Below are 20493 nucleotides of genomic sequence, written 5' to 3'. Positions count from 1 at the left end.
ACAGGCGCAAATGCGCCGGTTTCACGGGGGCAGCCTGACGCATGGCACGTTACATTTTCATCACCGGCGGTGTGGTTTCTTCTTTGGGTAAGGGTCTGACAGCCGCTGCCTTGGGCGCACTTCTACAGGCGCGCGGCTATTCCGTTCGGATGCGCAAACTTGACCCCTATCTGAACGTCGACCCCGGCACGATGAGCCCGTTTGAACATGGCGAGGTGTTCGTGACCGATGACGGCGCCGAAACCGATCTGGACCTTGGCCACTATGAACGCTTCACCGGGGTGGCCGCGCGCAACACCGACTCGGTCAGTTCCGGGCGCATCTACACAACCGTTCTGGAAAAAGAACGGCGCGGCGACTATCTGGGAAAAACCATTCAGGTGATCCCCCACGTCACCAACGAAATCAAGGACTTCATCGAAATCGGCGATGACGAGGTCGATTTCATGCTGTGCGAAATCGGCGGCACGGTCGGTGATATCGAGGCCCTGCCCTTTTTCGAGGCCATCCGCCAGTTCAGTCAGGAACGTCCGCGCGGTCAGTGCATCTTCATGCACCTCACCCTGTTGCCCTATCTGGCCGCCTCGGGCGAGTTGAAGACGAAACCCACCCAGCACTCGGTCAAGGAATTGCGCTCAATCGGGATCGCCCCGGATGTCCTGGTCTGCCGCGCCGAACATGAAATCCCGGAAAAGGAACGCGCCAAGATCGCGCTGTTCTGCAACGTGCGCCCCGATGCGGTGATCCCGGCCTATGACCTGAAGTCGATTTACGAAGCACCGATGGCTTTCCACAATGTCGGTCTGGATCAGGCGGTGCTGGACGCATTCCAGATTGCCCCAGCCCCGAAACCCGACCTGCGCCGTTGGGAAGATGTCGAAGACCGTATTCACAATGCCGAAGGCGAAGTGCGTGTGGCCGTTGTGGGCAAATACATCCAGCTTGAAGACGCCTATAAGTCGATCAAAGAAGCCTTGATGCACGGCGGTATGGCCAATCGAGTGCGGGTGAAGCTGGAATGGGTGGATGCGGAACTGTTCGATCAGGAAGACCCGGCCCCATATCTGGAAGGCTTCCACGCAATCCTTGTCCCCGGCGGGTTTGGCGAACGCGGCACGGAAGGTAAGATCAAGGCCGCGCAGTTTGCCCGTGAACGCAAGATCCCCTATCTGGGGATTTGTTTGGGGATGCAGATGGCGGTTGTTGAAGCGGCGCGCAATGTGGCCGGCATCAAGGACGCCGGGTCCGAGGAGTTTGACCATGAGGCGGGCGAAACCCGTTTCACGCCCGTTGTTTATCACCTGAAGGAATGGGTGCAGGGCAATTACAAGGTCAAGCGCAAGGTCTCGGACGACAAAGGCGGCACGATGCGGCTGGGCGCCTATACCGCCACGCTGGCCGAAGGATCGAAGGTTGCCGAAGTTTACGGCACAACCACCATAGAAGAACGCCATCGCCACCGTTACGAAGTCGACACCAAATACCGCGACAAGCTGGAAACCTGTGGACTGCAATTCTCGGGCATGTCCCCCGATGGGCGCCTGCCGGAAATTGTCGAGTGGAAAGATCATCCGTGGTTCGTTGGCGTGCAGTTCCACCCGGAACTGAAATCCAAGCCGTTCAACCCGGCCCCCTTGTTCGCCGATTTCGTGCGTGCTGCGAAAGACATTGAGCGGCTGGTGTGATCAAGGTCTGGGCCATAGTACTGGCCTTGAGCGCAACACCGTTGTGGGGCGGTGAGATCATATCAGTCGATTATGCGGAATTGGCCGGGCGTTTGCCCGGCCTTGTCGATTTTGAGGGCTTCGCAACGATGCCAGAGCCGGGACAATCATTGCCCGGCCCGCTGCGCTTTCACGGCATGACACTGGGGGCAATGCTTGCTGGCCAAACCCGGCATACGGTCGAGGGTTTCGAGACGCTGACAGGTCATCCCTCGCAACCGCTTGCCGCACAAACGGGCGACAAAACCGCAACCATCGCTGTGGCATTTCACGCCGGGTTCGGATCCAACGCAGCCTTTCCGATTGGCCCCAATGGGTTTGAACACCGATCAGGGCGCGGGGAAGGTGCGCTCGCTTTCGTGTTTGGGCACGCGACGCCGGCATTCGCAATCCGGCTCCACGCGGACTATCCCGACCCGCTGGGCACCCGTCCGAAGCCGGGGCCTGTGACATTTTCTTTTTTCGACAAAACCGGTGATGTGATCGGACGACACACAATCCATCCCGACCATGGTGTGAACGAGGTTGGCGTGCTTATCGCTCCGGCAGCGCAAGCGGTCACGTTGACCCATCGCGATCCGGGGGGAATTGCAGTTGACGACATCCGGTTTGCCCTGCCCGGGCTGGTCAACTGATGTGAACGCTCGTGCTTGGTACAGACACGCGAACGACCTGACGGCGATGTGATCTGAAACAGGATTGGCAGGCTGGTAATTCCTGAGAAGTTCCATAAGTTGATGACATGATCCGATCCCTTCTCAGAAAACTCAGCCAACCAGACCCCAACCCGTTGGGCGAAGATGATGCACGTCTGGCCATCGCGGCCCTTCTGGTGCGGCTGGCGCGTTCGGACCACGCTTATGGCGCATCCGAAGTTGCTGAAATCACCCGCATTCTATCCCATCGCTACGGCTTGACACCGGACAGCGCCGCAGAACTGCGCCAGAAGGCCGAGCAATTGGAGGCCGAAGCCCCCGACACGGTGCGGTTCACCAACGCCGTGAAGGATGGGGTGCCGTTGGACGACCGGATCGCGGTGATCGAAGCGGCTTGGTCCGTGGTGCTGGCAGATGGCGTGCGCACGGCGGAAGAGGATGCGTTGATGCGGATGATCCCACGGTTTCTTGGCATCACCGATCTGCAAAGCAACACCGCACGTCAGCGCGCCTTGCAGGCGATCAACGGCGGCGGCTAACCATCCTTGATGGCGACGCATCCGCGCGTCAGCGGTGCCTATCAACACATGCTCTGCCGGGACGACCAGTTCAACCGCAGCGCGCACAACGCGGGCGCCCTTATGCGATTTGCCCTGCCGGACCGCCGATCCGCCCGGATTTACGCAACTTCCCCGCCTTTTCGCCGTTGCATTTCAGATAAATATGCGCCCTACTCCGGTGTCACACCACTTGTTTCACAACCAGGTTTCTTGCGTGCCACTAGACAAAGCGACCCCAGACCCCACCACAGCCGCGCCTGTGATCGAAATCCGTGACCTTCACAAAAGCTACGGTGCGCTTGAAGTCCTGAAAGGCGTCGATCTGGTGGCCGAACGCGGGCATGTTGTGTCGCTGATCGGCTCGTCCGGATCGGGCAAATCGACGCTGTTGCGCTGCGCCAACCTTTTGGAAGACAGCCAGCAAGGCGACATTCTGTTTGAAGGCGAACCGATTGCCTGGCGCGGTCACGCACTGCACCGGCACCCGGCCGACCGTGCACAGGTCACGCGTATCCGCACCAACCTGTCGATGGTGTTTCAGCAGTTCAACCTGTGGTCTCACATGACGATCCTGCAAAACGTGATGGAAGCGCCCGTCACCGTGCTGGGACGCGACAAGGCCGAGGTCGAGGACAAAGCCCGCGCCTATCTGGCGAAGGTCGGGATCGGCGACAAATGCGATGTCTGGCCTGCGCAACTGTCCGGGGGACAGCAACAACGCGCCGCCATCGCGCGTGCGCTGTGCATGGAACCAAAGGCGCTGCTGTTCGACGAGCCCACCTCGGCGCTGGATCCGGAGCTGGAGCAGGAGGTCGTGAAAGTCATCAAGGACCTTGCCGCCGAAGGCCGCACGATGGTGATCGTCACACATGACATGCGACTGGCCGCAGATGTGTCTGACCATGTTATCTTTCTGCATCAGGGTCTGATCGAAGAAGAAGGCCCGCCCGAAACGCTATTTGGATCGCCAAAAAGCGAACGCCTTAAGCAGTTTCTATCGGCCACCCAACCGGGCTGATCTGAAAATCCAAGAAAACCAAAACCAAAGGGAGTTTACTAATGAAAAAGCTGATCCTTTCGACCGCGGCACTTGCGGTCACGGCCGGCTTCGCACTGGCCCAGAGCGGCGACACCGTGCGCCTGGGCACCGAAGGCGCCTATGCCCCGTGGAACTTCGTGAATGACGCGGGCGAGATCGACGGCTTCGAACGCGAGCTGGGCGACGAGCTGTGCAAGCGTGCCGAACTGACCTGTGAATGGGTGAAGAACGAATGGGACACCATCATTCCGAACCTTGTCTCGGGCAACTATGACGCCATCATCGCGGGCATGTCGATCACTGACGAGCGTGACGAAGTCATTGACTTCACTCAGCCTTATACCCCGCCAGATCCCTCGGCTTATCTGGCAATGTCGGCTGACGTGGATCCGGCCGCTGGTATTGTTGCCGCTCAGGCCACCACCATTCAGGCCGCATTTGTTGCTGAACAAGGCTGGACCGTGGTCGAGTTTCCGACCCCCGAAGAAACCATTGCGGCCGTGAAAAGCGGCGAAGCGGATGCGGTTCTGGCCGACAAGAGCTTCCTTGACACGATGGTCGGCTCGGACGGGCTGGTGATGCTTGAGCGGATGGAAGCCATCGGCGGCGGTGTCGGCATGGGCCTTCGTGAAAGCGATGGCGAGCTGCGCGACACGTTCGACGCGGCGATCCAGTCGATGAAGGATGACGGTTCGCTGAACGAGTTGATTGCCAAGTGGGAAGTCGCTTCGCAATTCTAATCTGAACCTTGGCCCACGCGTATCTGTCGCGTGGGCCATTTCCTTGCCCGAATGACGCGCCCCCAACGGCGCGCCGGGACACCCCTGATCGGCAATCGCGATGTTTTCCTACTGCACCGACCCGTCAACGCTTGAAGGCCTGACCTGGCTCAGTTGCTACCTGACCACGGGCAAGCACATGGGGTTCTATTTCTCGTTCGTGACGGTGATTGTGTTGCTCTTGATCACCGCACCGGTGGCGCTGCTGTTCGGCTTTGCAGGTGCCTCGGCCGCGCGGTCGCGGTTCCTACCGCTCAGCCTTCTGGGCAAGACCTATACGGCGATTGTGCGCGGTGTGCCCGACATCGCTTTTTTCATGTTTTTCGTCATCGCGCTGGATCAGGCGTTCGAATATCTGCGCCATAAGGTGAAATGCCCGGACTGGTCTGAACCGATCCGGCAAGGCAACGACTTTGTGGTCTGTACGCAGGCCAAGCTGCCGTTGTCCACCAGCCCGCAATGGATCCACGAAACCTATGGGTTTGCGCTGGCGGTTCTGACCTTCTCGATCGTGTTCGGTGCTTTCGCGGCCAATGTACTCTATGGCGCCATGCGGGCCGTGCCACGCGCCCAGCTTGAAACCGCCGAGGCCTATGGCATGACCACGCGCCAGACATTCTGGCGTATCCTTGTGCCGCAAATGTGGATCTATGCCCTGCCCGGCTTGTCGAACCTGTGGATGATCCTTGTGAAAGCGACGCCGCTTTTGTTCCTGTTGGGGGTCGAAGACATCGTCTATTGGGCGCGCGAACTGGGGGCCACCAAGACCGCCCGGTTCTCGGACTATCCGCATGGCAACTGGCATGCGATCTATTTCTTCGGGCTTCTGGTCTTTTACCTGATGCTGACATCGGTCAGCGAACGCATCTTCAAACGCATCACGCAGCGCCTGTCACATGGACAGGCCACCGCCGCCGGTGAAGCGCAACGAAAGGCCGCACAATGAGCTGCCTGCAAACCATACAGGACTATGCCCTTCGCTCGGTCGGTATCGGGGAACGGCTGCTGCCGCGCGAAGACTTCACGTTATGCGAACAGGTGACGCTGATCGGATCTGGCATGATCTGGAACATCTATTTCGGCCTGATCGCCATCGCGTTTGGCTTCTTTGCCGCCACAGGTCTGGCGCTGGCCAAGAACAGCGCCAATCCGTGGCTGCGCAAACCGGCCGAATTTGTCATCTATGTCTTTCGCGGCTCTCCCCTGTTTATCCAGATGTTCTTTGCCTATGCGGTTTTTGTGGTGCTGAAGCAGAGCTTGCCGTTCTTCGCGCCTTTCACCTCGGCGTGGTTGGGGGCGACACTGGTGTTGTTTCTGAACACCACGGCCTACACTGCCGAGATTTTCTATGGCGCGCTGCAATCCATCCCCAAGGGCGATCTTGAGGCAGCGGATGCTTATGGCATCACCGGGCGGACACGATTCACCCGGATCGTCTGGCCATCAATGCTCAGGCTGGCATGGCCTGCCTATACAAATGAAGCGATCTTCTTGTTTCACGCAACCGCGCTGGTCTTTTTCTCGGGTTTTCCCGTCTGGGGACAACGCGGAGACGCGCTTTATTATGCCAGCTATTTTGCCGACAAGACGTTCAATCCCTTCGTCCCCTACCCCATTCTGGCCGGGTTCTTCATCATCCTGACGCTGGTGGTGATCACGATATTTGGTCAGGTTGGAAAGCGGTTGAACCGGCATCTGCCACAAGTGGTCGTCCGTCGCCCCGGCTTCATGCGCACGTTGATGCGTTAACGGCACCCCTGCGGCGGGCAGCTCATACGCTGTCCAAAATCCCCCCTTGCCCCGGCTCGGACGCTCGGTTAGTGTCCGGTTCATAATTTGATCAAATTCGGTGATTCATGCGGATCGGCATCCTTCAAACCGGCCATTCCCCTGATGAAGTGCGTGACGATCTGGGCGATTACGGCCAGATGTTCACCCGACTTCTGGACGGGCATGGCTATGACTTCACAACCTACAGCGTGGTTGACAACCAGTTCCCCGATGGTCCTGATGCGGCAGATGGCTGGCTGATCACGGGGTCCAAACACGGGGCTTATGAAGATCACGACTGGATCGAACCGCTTGAGACGTTGATTCGCGACATTCGCGATGCAGACCTGCCGCTGGTCGGTGTTTGCTTTGGCCATCAGATCATCGCGCAGGCGCTTGGCGGCAAGGTCGAGAAGTTTGATGGCGGCTGGGCCGTAGGGCGTCAGGTCTATGACATTGACGGCGAACAGGTCGCCTTGAATGCGTGGCATCAGGATCAGGTGACCGAGCTGCCCGAAGGGGCGCGTGTCTTTGCCTCGAACGATTTTTGCCAGAATGCCGGGTTGATGATTGGCGACAAGATCATGACAATCCAGCCCCACCCGGAATTTACCGCCAAGATGATCGACGCTTTGATCAAATACCGCGGTCGCGGCAACATATCCGAGGACATACTGTCCCACGCCCAAGACGGGCTGACACAGACCATAGACGCCGACAAATTCGCAGACCAGATGGCACAGATCCTGAATAAAGGGGACAAGTGATGGACAGTTCGAAGACAGATCCCAACACGTGGATGCAAGACCTGCCCGAAGCCGCACAGCAATATCTTGATGGCAAGCGGCTGGACGAGGTTGAGTGTATCATCTCGGACCTGCCCGGCATTGCACGCGGAAAGGCCGTGCCCGCTGGCAAGTTCGCGCGGCAGGATTACTTCCACCTGCCCGACAGTGTGTTTTATCAGACCATCACCGGGGATTGGGGCGAAGCCGCGGGCGATGAAGGGTTCATCGAGCGTGACATGACACTGGTGCCCGACATGTCCACCGCCACCGCCGCGCCCTGGACAGGCGACTGGACGCTTCAGGTCATCCATGATGCGTTTGATCGCAAGAAGAACCCGATCCCCTTCAGCCCGCGCAATGTGCTGCGGCGGGTGGTTGATTTGTATCACGCCAAGGGATGGGAGCCGATCGTCGCGCCCGAGATGGAGTTCTATCTGGTCGCGCGCAACATTGACCCGGCTGAGAAGATCAAGCCGATGATGGGCCGCTCGGGCCGCCCTGCTGCTGCACGTCAGGCCTATTCGATGACGGCGGTCGATGAATTTGGCCCTGTCATTGACGACATCTATGATTTCGCCGAAGCGCAAGGGTTTGAGATCGACGGCATCACCCAGGAAGGCGGTGCGGGACAGTTGGAGATCAACCTGATCCACGGCGACCCGATCAAGCTGGCGGACGAAGTTTTCTATTTCAAACGCCTGATCCGCGAGGCAGCATTGCGTCACGATTGCTTTGCCACCTTCATGGCGAAGCCGATCGCCGAAGAACCGGGTTCGGCCATGCATATCCACCACTCGGTTCTGGATCGCAAAACCGGCGAAAACATCTTTGCCGGACCGCAGGGCGGCGACACGGACGCGTTTTTCCACTTTATCGCCGGGATGCAGAACCACCTGCCCAGCGCGGTGGCGGTGCTGGCGCCATATGTGAACAGCTATCGCCGTTATGTGAAAGACAATGCCGCCCCCATCAATCTGGAATGGGGCCGTGACAACCGCACAACGGGCATCCGCGTGCCGTTGTCCTCGCCCAAGGCCCGGCGGGTGGAAAATCGTATCGCAGGCATGGATTGCAACCCCTATCTCGGGATCGCTGCCAGCCTCGCTGCGGGTTATCTTGGCCTTGTGGAAGAAAAGCGGCCGACCGCGCAATATCGCGGTGACGCCTATGAAGGGGATGAAGATATTCCCCGCGATCTGGGCTTCGCGCTTGAACTTTTTGACAAGGCAACAAGCCTGCATGAGGTTCTGGGGCCGGAATTTGCGCGCGTTTATTCGATCGTGAAACAGACCGAATACAACGAGTTCCTTCAGGTTATCAGCCCATGGGAACGCGAACATCTTCTGTTGAACGTCTAAGACAAGGCAGGGCGCGTCGGGAAACGACGCGCCCTGACGGTTTCGCAGTCGGGCAATCATCGGCGGGTGCGTGTTCAGACCACCCGGACCGGCACATTTCTCTGGTTTTTCGGGGGCAACTCATCTACGGATTATCCGAAGAAGAGTTTCGGCAAATCGAAATCGACCCGATTCTCGTCCACACGAGCAGGAGCCGACTTTGACCCTTGCCCCCAACGTCTATGACGCCGAACCCATCCCCGAAGCCGCCCGCGCCGAGATTGACCGGCTTTTGCAATCCGGCGACCTGTTTCGATACACCGCACCCGAAGATGCCCCTGTCAGCCTGCTAGAGGCCGAATTTGCCGAGATGATGGGCGCAAAATATGCGCTGGCCGTGGCCAGCTGCTCAGCCGCGCTGTTTCTGTCGCTGAAGGCGCTGAACCTGCCACGCGATGCCAAGGTTCTGATCCCGGCCTTCACCTTTGCCGCCGTGCCAAGCTCGGTCGTGCATGCCGATTGCCAACCGGTGCTGGTTGAGGTCAAAGACAATTACCGCATCGACATGGATGATTTCGCGGCCAAGCTGACCGGTGACGTCAAGGCGGTGATCATCAGTCACATGCGCGGGCATACGTCCGACATGGACGCCATCATGGCGCTGTGCGATGCGGCGGGCGTTCCGGTGATCGAAGACGCCGCCCATTCGCTGGGCACATTGTGGCACGGGTGCAAGATCGGAACCATCGGCAAGATCGGCTGTTTCTCGTTCCAGTCCTACAAGATGCTGAACGCAGGCGAAGGCGGGATCCTGATCACAGATGATGCCGATCTGATTGCCCGCGCCGTCATCATGTCGGGCGCGTATGAGCACAATTGGAAAAAGCACAAAGCCCCGCACGGCGACAATACATCAAGCCTAGAGGACGCATTTGCACGCTGGCAGAACCAATTGCCGCTGTATAACACGCGCCTGTCGAACCTGTCGGCGGCGGTTATCCGGCCCCAGTTGGGCGAGTTGCAGCGCCGGGTGACAGATGGGCTGAAGAACCACGATTACGTCGCCGAGAAGCTGAACCAAAGCCCGTGGATCGACGTACCGCCACCTCTTTCCCCGGAAACCCGCGCGCCGGATTCCATCCAGTTCAACCTTGTTGGCATGAGCGACGACGACACCCGCGCCTTTCAGGACGCCGCGAAGCAGCGCGGTGTCTCGGTCCAGGTGTTCGGGATGAGCACGGACAACGCGCGCGCCTTCTGGAACTGGCATTTCATCGGCGATCAGGGCGAGTTGCCACAGACCCGCGACATGTTGATGCGCGCCTGTGACACGCGCCTTCCCGTGCGGCTGAAACGGCCCGATCTGGATTTCATTGCGGATGCGTTGGTTGCGGCGGCAGCGGATGTAAAAGCACCGTCTGCCAAGACGAACGCCGCCTAAAGCACGACCAGCTTGTCGCGCAACCAAGGATAAGCCTGCGCGGCAGGTTCAACGATCATGTCGGTCAGGATGGTCCGGGCACGGCTTGCCATGTCATGTGGCAACTTTCCCAACACACCCTCGCGCGCCGTCAGATTGATCCGGCGGGTCATGGGTGCGAAGGGCAGTTCGATCAACTCTGTCTGTGCCCGAAACCGTTGGGCATGGAAAAACCCCAACGGTGTTATGATCGTCCAGCCCGCACCCGCCGCGACCATCGCCATGATGGCGTGATAGCTGTCCAACTCGAACCGGTTGTGCAGGTGGATGTTCTGCCGGGCCAGATGATCCGAGATCACCCGCCCCATGTGGTGACGCGCCGTGTACTGCACCAGCGGCAGATCCTGCAGAGTCTGGGTCGGGTTCGCCGTGTCGATCACGCCCTTCGGCACGGCGGCGACGAAGGGTTCCTCCATCAAGGCGTGCACTTCCATCCAGTCCGCCGATGCGCCCGTATCAGCGGCGATGATCACATCCAGCGCGCGCGCATCCAACTGGTCATGCAGCCGGTGCGAAGCGCCGGTTTCCAAAAGAAATCGGGTGGATCGCAGTTCAATCGCAAGTTCCGACAGCAGTCGCGGCGTCACATCGGCGTCGAAATCCTCGATCATGCCAAGGCGCAGGCGCGACAATTGTGACATGGCCCCCAGCGCCAGTTCAGCGCGCGCCTGTTCGGCCTCGTTCAGGATCGCCTGCGCACGTTTCAAAAACAGCGCCCCGGCAGGTGTCAGGTTCATCGGACGGGCGGATCGGTCCAGAAGCGTGGTGCCCAGCGCGGTTTCCAGATTGGTCAATTGCTGGCTGACCGAGGACGGGCTGGCCCCCAACCTGCGTGCCGCCACAGAAATCGAGCGTTCGTCAGCCGCAGCCACGAAGACTTCGACCCCCCAAAGGGTGATACGCCCGGCTGTTTCAACCATTCCCAACTCCTTTGCGGGAAAGCTAGGGATTTTGGGCGTGGCGGGCAACAGGCTTGCGCATCAACGCGTCCACAACCGGTCGCCGGATCGTGCGCGGGCTGTTTCGATGCGAATTTCCTTGGCATCGGGCCACAGCGCGACCGCGCCCATTTCGGTCAGGGTTGCACGGTCCAGCACAACGCAACCCGGCGGGGCGGGTTTGGTCATTTTGCCGGACAGCACCACCAGATCGGCATCAGCACATACCTCAGCCACCCGATCCCCGGCGCCCCGCCCCGTCAGGTGGACCAAGGTCACCCCTGAAACCTCGACACGCATCTGTCCTTTGGTTCCCGTAAAGCCGGCGCGGGCGAAAGCCGTCTTCTGATCCGCAGGATCGCCGTCATTCTCAAGCCACGACAGCGCGGCGAAACTCTCGCCACGCGGTTTGGATAAAGCACGGCCCTGATCAGTCATCACCCCGACCAAGCCACCGGTCGCACTGATCAGGACAGGTGGGCGCACGGTTTGGGACCACAACACCCCCGCGAAGGCAAATGGCACCAGCGCCATCCACCGCGCGCGGGTCTTCAGCAGCGTGGCCAAGATGCCCCCCAATGCGACGAGCGGCAGCACCGCTTCGGGCGGTGCAGGCACCTGACCCGTCGCCCCATCCAGCGACGAAACGAAGCGCGCCACCCCGATGATCCAGTCGATTGCCGGTCCCATCAGTTTCAGGGGCAGCCACCCCAGACCGATCGGAGACAGAAGCGCCGCCAGCACCGCCAGCGGCATGATCAACGCCCCCATGACCGGCACGGACAGAAGGTTGGCCAGCAAGCCAAAATGGCTGATCTGGTTGAAATGCGCGGCCCCAAATGGCGCGGTGGCCAGCCCCGCCACGAAGGACGAAATCACCACGGCAAGCACGGGGCGTGACCACTTTGGAGCACGCCACGCCCGTTCATCCTGTGTTCGATCCCGAAGCCAGCCAAACACCGCAACCAGCGCCGTTGTTGCCGCAAAGGACATCTGGAAGCCCGGCTCGACCAGCGCCTCGGGGTGCAGGGTCATGACGATGATCGCGGCCATGGCGACAGCGCGCAGCGACAAGGCACGGCGGTCGAACAGGATCGCCACGAACATGGTCGCAACCATGATGAAGGCCCGTTCGGTCGCGATATTGCCGCCAGACAGCGCCAGATAAAAACCGCCCGACAGGATTGCCACGCAGGCTGCGAGTTTCTTGATGGGAAACCGCAGGGCGATACGCTGCCAAAGGCTAAGCAGCATCCGGGTGGCCTGAAATATGAACCCGGTCAGCAGGCCCATATGCAAGCCAGAGATCGCCAGTAGGTGGGCAAGATTCGAGGCCCGCAGCGCCTCAATTGTCGATCGGTCCATGGTGGATCGGTCTCCGGTGGTGATCGCAGCGGCGAACGCCCCGGTTTCGTCCGGCAACACGCCCCGCACCCAACCCGAGATTGCCTGACGCAAGCGCGCCACCGCCAGTGCGACGCCAGGTTCGGGCGGTTTCAGCAACAAGGCTGGTACGCGGGTGTATCCGACGGCCCCGATACCACGAAACCACGCCATACGCTGGAAATCGAAACCACCGGGTTCAACGGGGCCATTGGGGCCGGACAGATGGGCCGTTAACGCAATGCGCTGACCGATGGCCGGGGACAGAAACCGCTGGTCCCCATGCAAAGACACCCGCACGGTGGTCGCACGGTTTCGCGGCCCCACATCATCCAGCCGCACCTGATCCAGCGTCAGGCGCACCGCATCAGATTGCGACCGATCAATGTTCACGATCCGACCTTCCACCGGGCCATAATAGCGAAAGCCCATCACCGGCTCGGCCACCAGATGCGCCCGTGCTCCTGCCAGACAGACACCCAGGGCCACCAATCCAATGGCGATGGCCAGCGGCCCGATCCCCCAGGGCCAAAGGCGCGCAGTCACGGCACAGATCACGATCAACAGGACCAGCCCCGCATAGACCGGCACGGTCGGTTCGCTCAGAAGCCCGAAGTATATTCCAATCCCTGCTCCCAGAAACAACGGTGCCCAGTGCAGCAGATGTCCCCGCTCTTCCTCGATCCGGGTCAGGAACTTGTGGACCAGCACCCTTGTTCACGGCCTCCCTTTTGCGTAAAGCCTGTCGGGACAGGCCTGCGCCGAGCGGTGTCATACCCCCTCGCCCACAGGCCGACGGTCTTTCGCGCACCACGCGTGTTGAGACCTGAGTAACGCCCGCATGGTTTCCAAAAGGTTAACGTCACATGTCCACCGACCAGATCGTCACCCGTTTCGCCCCTTCGCCCACCGGTTATCTGCATATTGGCGGCGCCCGCACAGCCTTGTTCAACTGGCTCTATGCCCGTGGGCGCGGCGGAAAATTCCTGCTGAGGATCGAGGACACCGACCGTGCCCGGTCGACCCCCGAGGCAACCGAAGCGATCCTGAAGGGCATGGCGTGGCTGGGACTGGACCATGACGGCGAGGTTATCAGCCAGTTCGACCGTGCCGACCGTCACGCCGAGGTGGCGCACGAGATGTTGGCGAATGGTCATGCTTACAAATGTTTTGCAACACAGGACGAGATTCAGGCGTTCCGCGACGCCGCCCGTGCCGAGGGTAGATCGACGCTTTATCAATCGCCGTGGCGTGATGCGGACCCGTCGACACACCCCAATGCCCCCTTCGTCATCCGCCTGAAAGCCCCGCGCGACGGGGCGACCGTGATCCGCGATCAGGTGCAGGGCGATGTCACAATCCGAAACGATCAACTGGACGACATGATTTGTTTACGTTCCGATGGCACACCCACCTATATGCTTGCTGTTGTCGTAGACGATCACGATATGGGTGTGACCCATGCCATCCGGGGCGATGATCACCTGAACAACGCGGCCCGCCAACAGTTGGTCTATCAAGCGATGGGTTGGGACGTGCCGGTTTGGGCACATATTCCGCTGATCCATGGACCTGACGGCAAGAAACTGTCGAAACGTCACGGCGCATTGGGTGTCGAAGAATATCAGGCGATGGGATACCCGGCCCGCGCGATGCGCAACTATCTGGCCCGTCTGGGGTGGAGCCACGGGGACGATGAATACTTCACCGACGCACAGGCGCTGGAGTGGTTCGACCTGTCGGGAATCGGCAAAAGTCCGGCGCGGTTTGACTTCAAAAAGCTGGACAATCTATCGGGGCAGCACCTTGCCGCGATGGACGACGCCGACGTGATGATCGAGCTTGAGGCATTTCTGGCCGCAACCGGGCAAAGCCCTTTGCAACCGCAGCAACGTCAACTTTTGGCGGATGCGCTTTATGCGCTGAAGGCGGGGGCGAAGACATTCCCACAACTCATTGAAAAGGCAAATTTTGCAATCACTTCACGCCCTATTCAACAAGACGAAAAAGCGGCGAAATCCCTGGATGAAGTATCCCGTGGTATACTGAAAGAATTGACGCCGCAGCTGCAAAATGCTAGCTGGAACCGCGACACGCTGGAAGGGATCCTGAACGGGCTTGCCGAAGCTCACGGGACCAAATTTGGCAAACTGGCTGCACCCTTGCGCGCAGCACTTGCCGGTCGCGCCGTGACCCCCAGCGTTTTCGATATGATGCTTGTTCTTGGACGCGAGGAATCCATCGCGCGCCTTGAGGACGCAAGCGCATAGGATAAGCAAACGTGACCGATCCGTCCGGGGTTGGCGCGACAGGATACGAACACGAAGGGATACTAAGATGGCCAAACCAACCGGAACTGCAAAGCTCACCTTTGGTGATCAAGAACTGGAGCTGCCGATATTTTCGCCCACGGCAGGGCCCGACGTGATCGACATCAGAAAACTGTATGCCCAAGGCGATGTTTTCACGTACGACCCGGGCTTCACATCGACGGCCAGCTGCGATTCGACCATCACCTTTATCGACGGCGACAAGGGCGAGCTGTTGTATCGCGGCTATCCCATTGATCAACTGGCCGAGAAATCACACTACCTCGAGGTGTGCTATCTGCTGTTGTACGGTGAATTGCCGAACGCAACCGAGCTGGAAGATTTCGAAAGCCGTGTGACCAATCACACGATGGTGCACGAGCAGATGACAAAATTCTTCTCGGGTTTCCGCCGTGACGCACACCCGATGGCGATCATCACCGGTGTTGTCGGTGCGATGTCGGCCTTCTATCACGATTCGACCGATGTGAATGACCCGTGGCAGCGTGAAGTCGCCGCGATCCGCATGATTGCCAAGCTGCCGACCATTTGCGCCATGGCGTTCAAATATTCGGTTGGTCAACCCTTCGTGTATCCCAAGAACGATCTGGACTACGCATCGAACTTCCTGCGCATGTGCTTTGCTGTCCCGGCTGAGGAATACGAGGTGAACCCGATCCTGTCCAAAGCGATGGACCGCATCTTCACGCTTCATGCTGACCACGAACAGAACGCATCGACCTCGACGGTGCGCCTGGCGGGGTCATCCGGTGCCAACCCGTTCGCCTGTATCGCCGCTGGCATCGCCTGCCTGTGGGGACCGGCCCATGGTGGCGCCAACCAGGCCTGCCTTGAAATGCTGCGCGAGATTGGCACCGTGGACCGTATCCCCGAATACGTCGCCCGCGCCAAGGACAAGAAAGACCCGTTCCGCCTGATGGGCTTTGGACACCGCGTTTACAAGAACTTCGACCCGCGCGCGAAAGTCATGAAAGAAAGCGCCGACGAGGTGCTGGGTCTGTTGGGGATCGAGAACAACGAGACGCTGAAAGTTGCCAAGGAGCTGGAGCGCATCGCGCTGGAAGATCCGTATTTCGTCGAAAAGAAACTGTACCCGAACGTGGACTTTTATTCGGGTATTATTCTTGAGGCGATGGGCTTCCCCACCTCGATGTTCACCCCGATCTTCGCGCTGTCGCGCACTGTCGGCTGGATTTCGCAGTGGAAAGAAATGCTGGGCGATCCGGGCCAAAAAATCGGCCGTCCGCGCCAGTTGTATCTGGGCGAAACAATGCGCGATTATGTGGATGTCGCAAAACGCTAAGACCGAAACACCAGAGAAAAGCCGCCGAAACCCGGCGGCTTTTTTTGTTTTGCTGGCACGACAAACGGCACGCGCTAGTCTGAACACCCAAGGGGGGTTGGCATGTCTCAGTATATCACTGGAAAATGTCTGTGCGGTGCATGTCAATTTGACTATACCGGCGATGTTCGCTTCAGCATCCAATGCTATTGCCGGGATTGCCAACACGTCACCGGTGCGGGACATGCCCCGCAAATGATGGTCGATCGCGATAAACTGTTGACCAAAGGCCCCACGAAAACCTATCGCCAAAGGGCGGATTCCGGGTCCATGTTGGAGTTCATATTCTGCCGGGATTGCGGATCGCCGCTGCTCAAGGCCACGTCGCGTATGCCGGATGCCATTGCCATCTATGCAGGCGCGTTAGATGATCCCGCCCTGTTTGAACGCGGCGAAGATGTCTTTGAAAGTGGGCGACAACCTTGGGACCGGAACTGACCACAAAGCGCCTGACCCTGCGTGGGCCGCGCCCTTCTGATCTTGATGATTTGTTTGCGATCTATGGGGATCCACGTGCGATGACCTATTGGTCCACTCCGCCCCATCCGGACAAATCGGTAACACAGGCCCGTCTTGACAGGTGGCTTTCTGGCTTCCCCACCGCGCCCTATTATTTTGCGATCGTCCAGCAGGGGCGGGTTGTCGGCAATTGTGGAGCGCATACCGGCAACGAGGTTGGCTTTATCCTGCACCCGGATGTCTGGGGAAAAGGCATCGCGAAAGAGGCGATGCTGGCCACCATCGACCACCTTTGGCAGACAACGGATTATCCCGACCTGACCGCCGATCTTGATCCGAGAAACAAGGCGTCTAAAGGCCTGCTGTTGTCGTTGGGTTTTCATGAAACCGGCACAGCCGAGAACACATATTGTGTGGATGGCGTGTGGACGGACAGCGTTTATATGGCACTGCCACGTCCTACAGATGCGAAAGCGGGGGCGTGATCACCCGTTCCTACCCTTTTGCTCAACGCCCTTCGTAATTCGGGCTGCGCTTTTCCAGAAACGCCAACACGCCTTCTTTGAAATCGCGCGAGTTGCCGCATTCACCCTGCAATTTCGCCTCAAGCGCCAGTTGCTGATCCAGCGTATTGCTCATTGAAGCGCGCAAGGCCTTCTTGATATTGCGATAGGACAGCGTTGGTCCTTTTGCCAATTGCTCTCCACGCTTGCGCCAAGTGGCGGCAAAATCATCATCTGCCACGCATTCCCAGATCAAACCCTGCTCGGCGGCCTCGCGGGCGGGCATCTTTTCAGCAAACAGGGCCGCGCCCATCGCCTTGGCAAAGCCCATCTGGCGCGGCATCCAATAGGTGCCTCCGGCATCAGGGATAAGACCGATACGAGAGAACGCCTGCATGAAAAACGCGCTTTCCGCTGCAATGACCACATCCGCAGCCAAAGCAATATTCGCCCCAGCCCCGGCAGCTGCCCCGTTCACCGCCGAGATGGTCGGGACCGGACAGTTATAAATCGCGTCCAACAGTGGTTCGTATTCATCGCGCAAGGTCCGTTCCAGATCGACATGGGCAGCGTTCGCCCGATCGCCCAGATCTTGACCCGAGCAAAACGCCCGCCCTGCCCCGGTGATAACCAAAGCGCGCGCGTTCTGACCTGCGTCTTTGACCGCATGAGTGATTTCCGCCCGCATCTGCGTGTTCAGCGCATTCATCACATCGGCGCGGTTCAGGGTCAGCACTGCCAACCCGTCGGTGGTCTCCAGCGTGATCGTTTCGTAGTTCATTCGGTCCTCCCGCAAATTTCGGGTAGAATACCCGACCAAGCAGTCAGGTAAAGACGAACGCTCCGTCACTCGCGAAAAACATTCGCCCCGGACCGCGGATTGGCCTGCCGGGCAAAAAGGTCTCAGCCGTCTTTCAGGAGTTCTTTCAGGCGCGCTTCCTCGTCCGAAGACAAGGCCACCGCGCCGTCGCGGGCTTGAGAGCGGCGGCGCAGATAGACAACGCCAGAAATCAGTGCGACCAGAAACAAGGCCGGACCCGCGGCCCAAAGCAGGATATTTGCACCGGACGTGTTTGGCTTCATCAAAACGTATTCGCCATAGCGTTCGACGATGAAGTCCACCACCTCATCATTGCTGTCACCATCGACAAGACGTTCGCGCACCAGAAGGCGCAGGTCACGCGCAATCGCGGCATTGCTCTCGTCAATATTCTCGCCCCGGCAGACCACGCATCTGAGGTCGGCCGAGATATCCCGGGCACGTTGTTCCAATACCGGATCGCTAAGCACTTCGTCAGGATTGACCGCCAGCGCCGGGGTAGAAACCACAACCAGCGCCAGAAGTGCGGGGAAAATCATACCTCTCATTCGGCTGGCACCCCTTGCATTCGTGACTTGGCCGCGCCTGCGGCAACTCGGAATCGGCGGTCTGTCAGGCTCAACACCCCGCCCAGCGCCATCAAGATACAGCCTGCCCATATCCAGTTGGTAAACGGTTTGATGAAGGTTCGAACAGCCCAAGCCCCATCATCCTGCGGATCGCCGATCACCAGATAGATGTCCCGCCAGAAGCCGTTTGAAATCGCCGCCTCGGTCGTAGGCATGGCTTGCACCGGATAGACGCGTTTTTCAGGATGCAGAACAGCGATCGCGTCATCGTGTTGCGAGACAATAATGGTTGCCTTTGTCGAAACATAGTTCGGCCCCTGATCACGCTCCACACGTTCTAAGGTGATGTCATAGTCGGCCACCTGAAAGGTGTCGCCAATGTGGGCAACACGAATGTCCTCAACGCTCCAGGCCATCAGGCCCGAGATACCCATCATCGTGATCCCAAACCCGGCATGTGCGGCGAGTTTTCCCCAGTCCGAACGCGGCAGGCGGGTCAGTCGCGACAAGCGGTTCGTCACAGCGCCACGCCCCGTGCGGCTGGCAATGTCCACAAGTGCCCCGGCCACCAGCCATGTGCCAAGGAACATACCAATCGGGCCCAGGGCCGTTTTGCCCGTCTGCATTGCCCAAACCAACGCCCCGACGGCCACCGCCAGAACGAAAGCCGGTACAAGAGATTTGACGACACGACCAAGTTTGGCGCGTTTCCAGGGCAGCATCGCGCCCACTGGAAGGATCAGTGCCAGCACCACCATGAAGGGGGTAAAGGCTGCTTCGAAAAACGGCGCTCCGACCGAGATTTTGCGGCCGAAAATTTCGCCGATCAACGGCCAGATTGTACCAACGAAGACGACGAACGACGAAACCGCAAGCAATATGTTGTTGGCCACCAGCGCACTTTCCCGGCTGATGAAACCAAAGACACCACGTGCCTCCATCGAGCTTGCGCGTGCCGCAAACAACGTCAGCGCGCCGCCCGTGAAGACCGCAAGGATCATCAGGATAAAGACACCACGCTCCGGGTCGGATGCAAAGGCATGCACCGACGTGATCACGCCCGACCGCACGATAAATGTGCCGATCAGCGAGAAACCGAAGGCAAGGATTGCCAGCAGGATCGTCCAGCTTTTCAGGCTTTCACGTTTTTCGACAACAATGGCCGAATGAAGAAGGGCGGCGGCAAACAACCAAGGCATGAAGGACGCGTTTTCGACCGGATCCCAGAACCAGAACCCGCCCCAGCCAAGCTCGTAATAAGCCCACCAGCTGCCCAATGCGATCCCGATGGTCAGGAATATCCATGCCGCCAGCGTCCACGGGCGCACCCAGCGCCCCCAGGCCGCATCAATCCGTCCTTCGATCAGGGCGGCGACGGCGAATGAAAACGCCATCGAAAGGCCCACATAACCTAGATACAGGAAGGGTGGATGGAACGCCAAACCGGGGTCTTGCAGAAGCGGGTTCAGGTCACGCCCGTCAAAGGGCGGTTGCGCGATGCGGATGAACGGGTTGGACGTGAACAGAACAAAGCCCAGAAACGCCACTGCGATCGAGCTTTGCACCGCAAGCACGCGGGCTTTCAACCGTTGCGGCAGGTTGCCACCGAACCATGCGGCCATGGCGCCAAACAGCGACACGATCAGCACCCACAGCAGCATCGAACCTTCGTGGTTGCCCCACACACCCGACACTTTGTACAGCATGGGTTTGGCCGAGTGCGAGTTCAGCGTGACCAGTTGGACAGAAAAGTCAGAGGTCACAAACGCATAGGTCAGCGCAAGGAACGATGCGAACACCAGCAGAAATTGGATGGTCGCGGCTGGCACGGCCATTTCCATCCAGCCTTGCCACCCTTTATGCGCCCCAACCAGCGGCACGATCATCTGCACGGCCGCCACGCCCAGCGCCAGGATCAGCGCAAAATGTCCGAGTTCTGTAATCATGTTCGCGACCACTCTGTTATTATGGTCGCGACCATAAACGGAGTCGCCGTTCGGGCCTAGCCCCGTGCGG

At 59.3% G+C, this 20493-nt stretch carries 19 protein-coding genes; 14 read left to right on the top strand and 5 right to left on the bottom strand.

Translation table 11 applies throughout. The annotated features are described in order from the left end of the window. The first annotated feature begins 41 nt into the window (after positions 1-41). The 10 genes from J3R80_RS15275 (at position 42) to J3R80_RS15230 (ending at position 10094) form a co-directional block, all read left to right on the top strand. Positions 42-1685 (top strand): CTP synthase, encoded by a 1644-nt coding sequence (locus tag J3R80_RS15275; RefSeq protein WP_275394658.1) that lies wholly within the window; start codon positions 42-44, stop codon positions 1683-1685. Then, a complete protein-coding gene (locus tag J3R80_RS15270; RefSeq protein WP_275394657.1) occupies positions 1682-2359 on the top strand; it encodes a hypothetical protein in 678 nt (225 codons plus the stop codon). The genes J3R80_RS15275 and J3R80_RS15270 overlap by 4 nt, the downstream gene beginning before the upstream one ends. A 107-nt stretch (positions 2360-2466) precedes the next feature. Then, positions 2467-2919, top strand: coding sequence for a TerB family tellurite resistance protein (locus tag J3R80_RS15265; protein ID WP_275394656.1), 453 nt, complete (start codon positions 2467-2469; stop codon positions 2917-2919). Between the two features lie 235 nt (positions 2920-3154). Further along, positions 3155-3958 (top strand): amino acid ABC transporter ATP-binding protein, encoded by an 804-nt coding sequence (locus J3R80_RS15260; protein ID WP_275394655.1) that lies wholly within the window; start codon positions 3155-3157, stop codon positions 3956-3958. 41 nt (positions 3959-3999) lie between these two features. Further along, positions 4000-4719, top strand: a complete 720-nt coding sequence (locus tag J3R80_RS15255; protein WP_275394654.1) for a transporter substrate-binding domain-containing protein — start codon at positions 4000-4002, stop codon at positions 4717-4719. A 100-nt stretch (positions 4720-4819) separates the two neighbouring features. Further along, positions 4820-5704 (top strand): ABC transporter permease subunit, encoded by an 885-nt coding sequence (locus J3R80_RS15250; RefSeq protein ID WP_275394653.1) that lies wholly within the window; start codon positions 4820-4822, stop codon positions 5702-5704. Next, positions 5701-6507 carry an ABC transporter permease subunit gene (locus tag J3R80_RS15245; RefSeq protein WP_275394652.1) on the top strand — a complete coding sequence of 269 codons (807 nt, stop codon included), beginning with the start codon at positions 5701-5703 and terminating at the stop codon, positions 6505-6507. The genes J3R80_RS15250 and J3R80_RS15245 overlap by 4 nt, the downstream gene beginning before the upstream one ends. 107 nt (positions 6508-6614) lie before the next feature. Beyond that, complete coding sequence (locus J3R80_RS15240; RefSeq protein ID WP_275394651.1) at positions 6615-7295, top strand: type 1 glutamine amidotransferase; 681 nt, start codon at positions 6615-6617, stop codon at positions 7293-7295. Next, positions 7295-8674 (top strand): glutamine synthetase family protein, encoded by a 1380-nt coding sequence (locus J3R80_RS15235; protein ID WP_275394650.1) that lies wholly within the window; start codon positions 7295-7297, stop codon positions 8672-8674. The genes J3R80_RS15240 and J3R80_RS15235 overlap by 1 nt, the downstream gene beginning before the upstream one ends. A 199-nt stretch (positions 8675-8873) precedes the next feature. Further along, complete coding sequence (locus J3R80_RS15230) at positions 8874-10094, top strand: aminotransferase class I/II-fold pyridoxal phosphate-dependent enzyme (RefSeq protein WP_275394649.1); 1221 nt, start codon at positions 8874-8876, stop codon at positions 10092-10094. Here J3R80_RS15230 and J3R80_RS15225 read toward each other — a convergent pair. Next, on the bottom strand, positions 10091-11053 hold the full coding sequence (locus tag J3R80_RS15225; protein ID WP_275394648.1) for a LysR family transcriptional regulator: 963 nt from the start codon (positions 11051-11053) through the stop codon (positions 10091-10093). The two genes, J3R80_RS15230 and J3R80_RS15225, sit on opposite strands and share 4 nt — an antisense overlap. Positions 11054-11113: 60 nt before the next feature. Beyond that, positions 11114-13165: a ComEC/Rec2 family competence protein gene (locus tag J3R80_RS15220; protein WP_275394647.1), complete on the bottom strand. Its 2052-nt coding sequence runs from the start codon at positions 13163-13165 to the stop codon at positions 11114-11116. Between the two features lie 155 nt (positions 13166-13320). Between J3R80_RS15220 and gltX the strand changes: the two genes are divergently transcribed. From gltX to J3R80_RS15200, 4 genes are all read left to right on the top strand, one after another. Then, positions 13321-14724, top strand: a complete 1404-nt coding sequence (gene gltX / locus J3R80_RS15215) for a glutamate--tRNA ligase (protein WP_275394646.1) — start codon at positions 13321-13323, stop codon at positions 14722-14724. 67 nt (positions 14725-14791) lie between these two features. Continuing rightward, the gene (gene gltA, locus J3R80_RS15210; RefSeq protein WP_275394645.1) at positions 14792-16087 is read left to right on the top strand and encodes a citrate synthase; all 1296 of its coding nucleotides are present in this window, start codon (positions 14792-14794) and stop codon (positions 16085-16087) included. A gap of 102 nt (positions 16088-16189) precedes the next feature. Further along, positions 16190-16564: a GFA family protein gene (locus tag J3R80_RS15205; protein WP_275394644.1), complete on the top strand. Its 375-nt coding sequence runs from the start codon at positions 16190-16192 to the stop codon at positions 16562-16564. Then, positions 16549-17070 carry a GNAT family N-acetyltransferase gene (locus J3R80_RS15200; protein ID WP_275394643.1) on the top strand — a complete coding sequence of 174 codons (522 nt, stop codon included), beginning with the start codon at positions 16549-16551 and terminating at the stop codon, positions 17068-17070. The genes J3R80_RS15205 and J3R80_RS15200 overlap by 16 nt, the downstream gene beginning before the upstream one ends. A 22-nt stretch (positions 17071-17092) precedes the next feature. Here the strand turns inward: J3R80_RS15200 and J3R80_RS15195 are convergent, their stop codons facing one another. The 3 genes from J3R80_RS15195 to J3R80_RS15185 form a co-directional block, all read right to left on the bottom strand. Continuing rightward, the gene (locus tag J3R80_RS15195; RefSeq protein WP_275394642.1) at positions 17093-17869 is read right to left on the bottom strand and encodes an enoyl-CoA hydratase-related protein; all 777 of its coding nucleotides are present in this window, start codon (positions 17867-17869) and stop codon (positions 17093-17095) included. Between the two features lie 122 nt (positions 17870-17991). Further along, complete coding sequence (locus tag J3R80_RS15190; RefSeq protein WP_275394713.1) at positions 17992-18447, bottom strand: cytochrome c-type biogenesis protein; 456 nt, start codon at positions 18445-18447, stop codon at positions 17992-17994. A 5-nt stretch (positions 18448-18452) separates the two neighbouring features. After that, positions 18453-20423, bottom strand: coding sequence for a heme lyase CcmF/NrfE family subunit (locus J3R80_RS15185; protein ID WP_275394641.1), 1971 nt, complete (start codon positions 20421-20423; stop codon positions 18453-18455). Between the last annotated feature and the right edge of the window lie 70 nt (positions 20424-20493).

The sequence above is a fragment of the Aliiroseovarius sp. Z3 genome, from assembly GCF_029105185.1.
GTDB lineage: Bacteria > Pseudomonadota > Alphaproteobacteria > Rhodobacterales > Rhodobacteraceae > Aliiroseovarius.
This window is presented reverse-complemented; position numbering and strand designations above follow the sequence as displayed.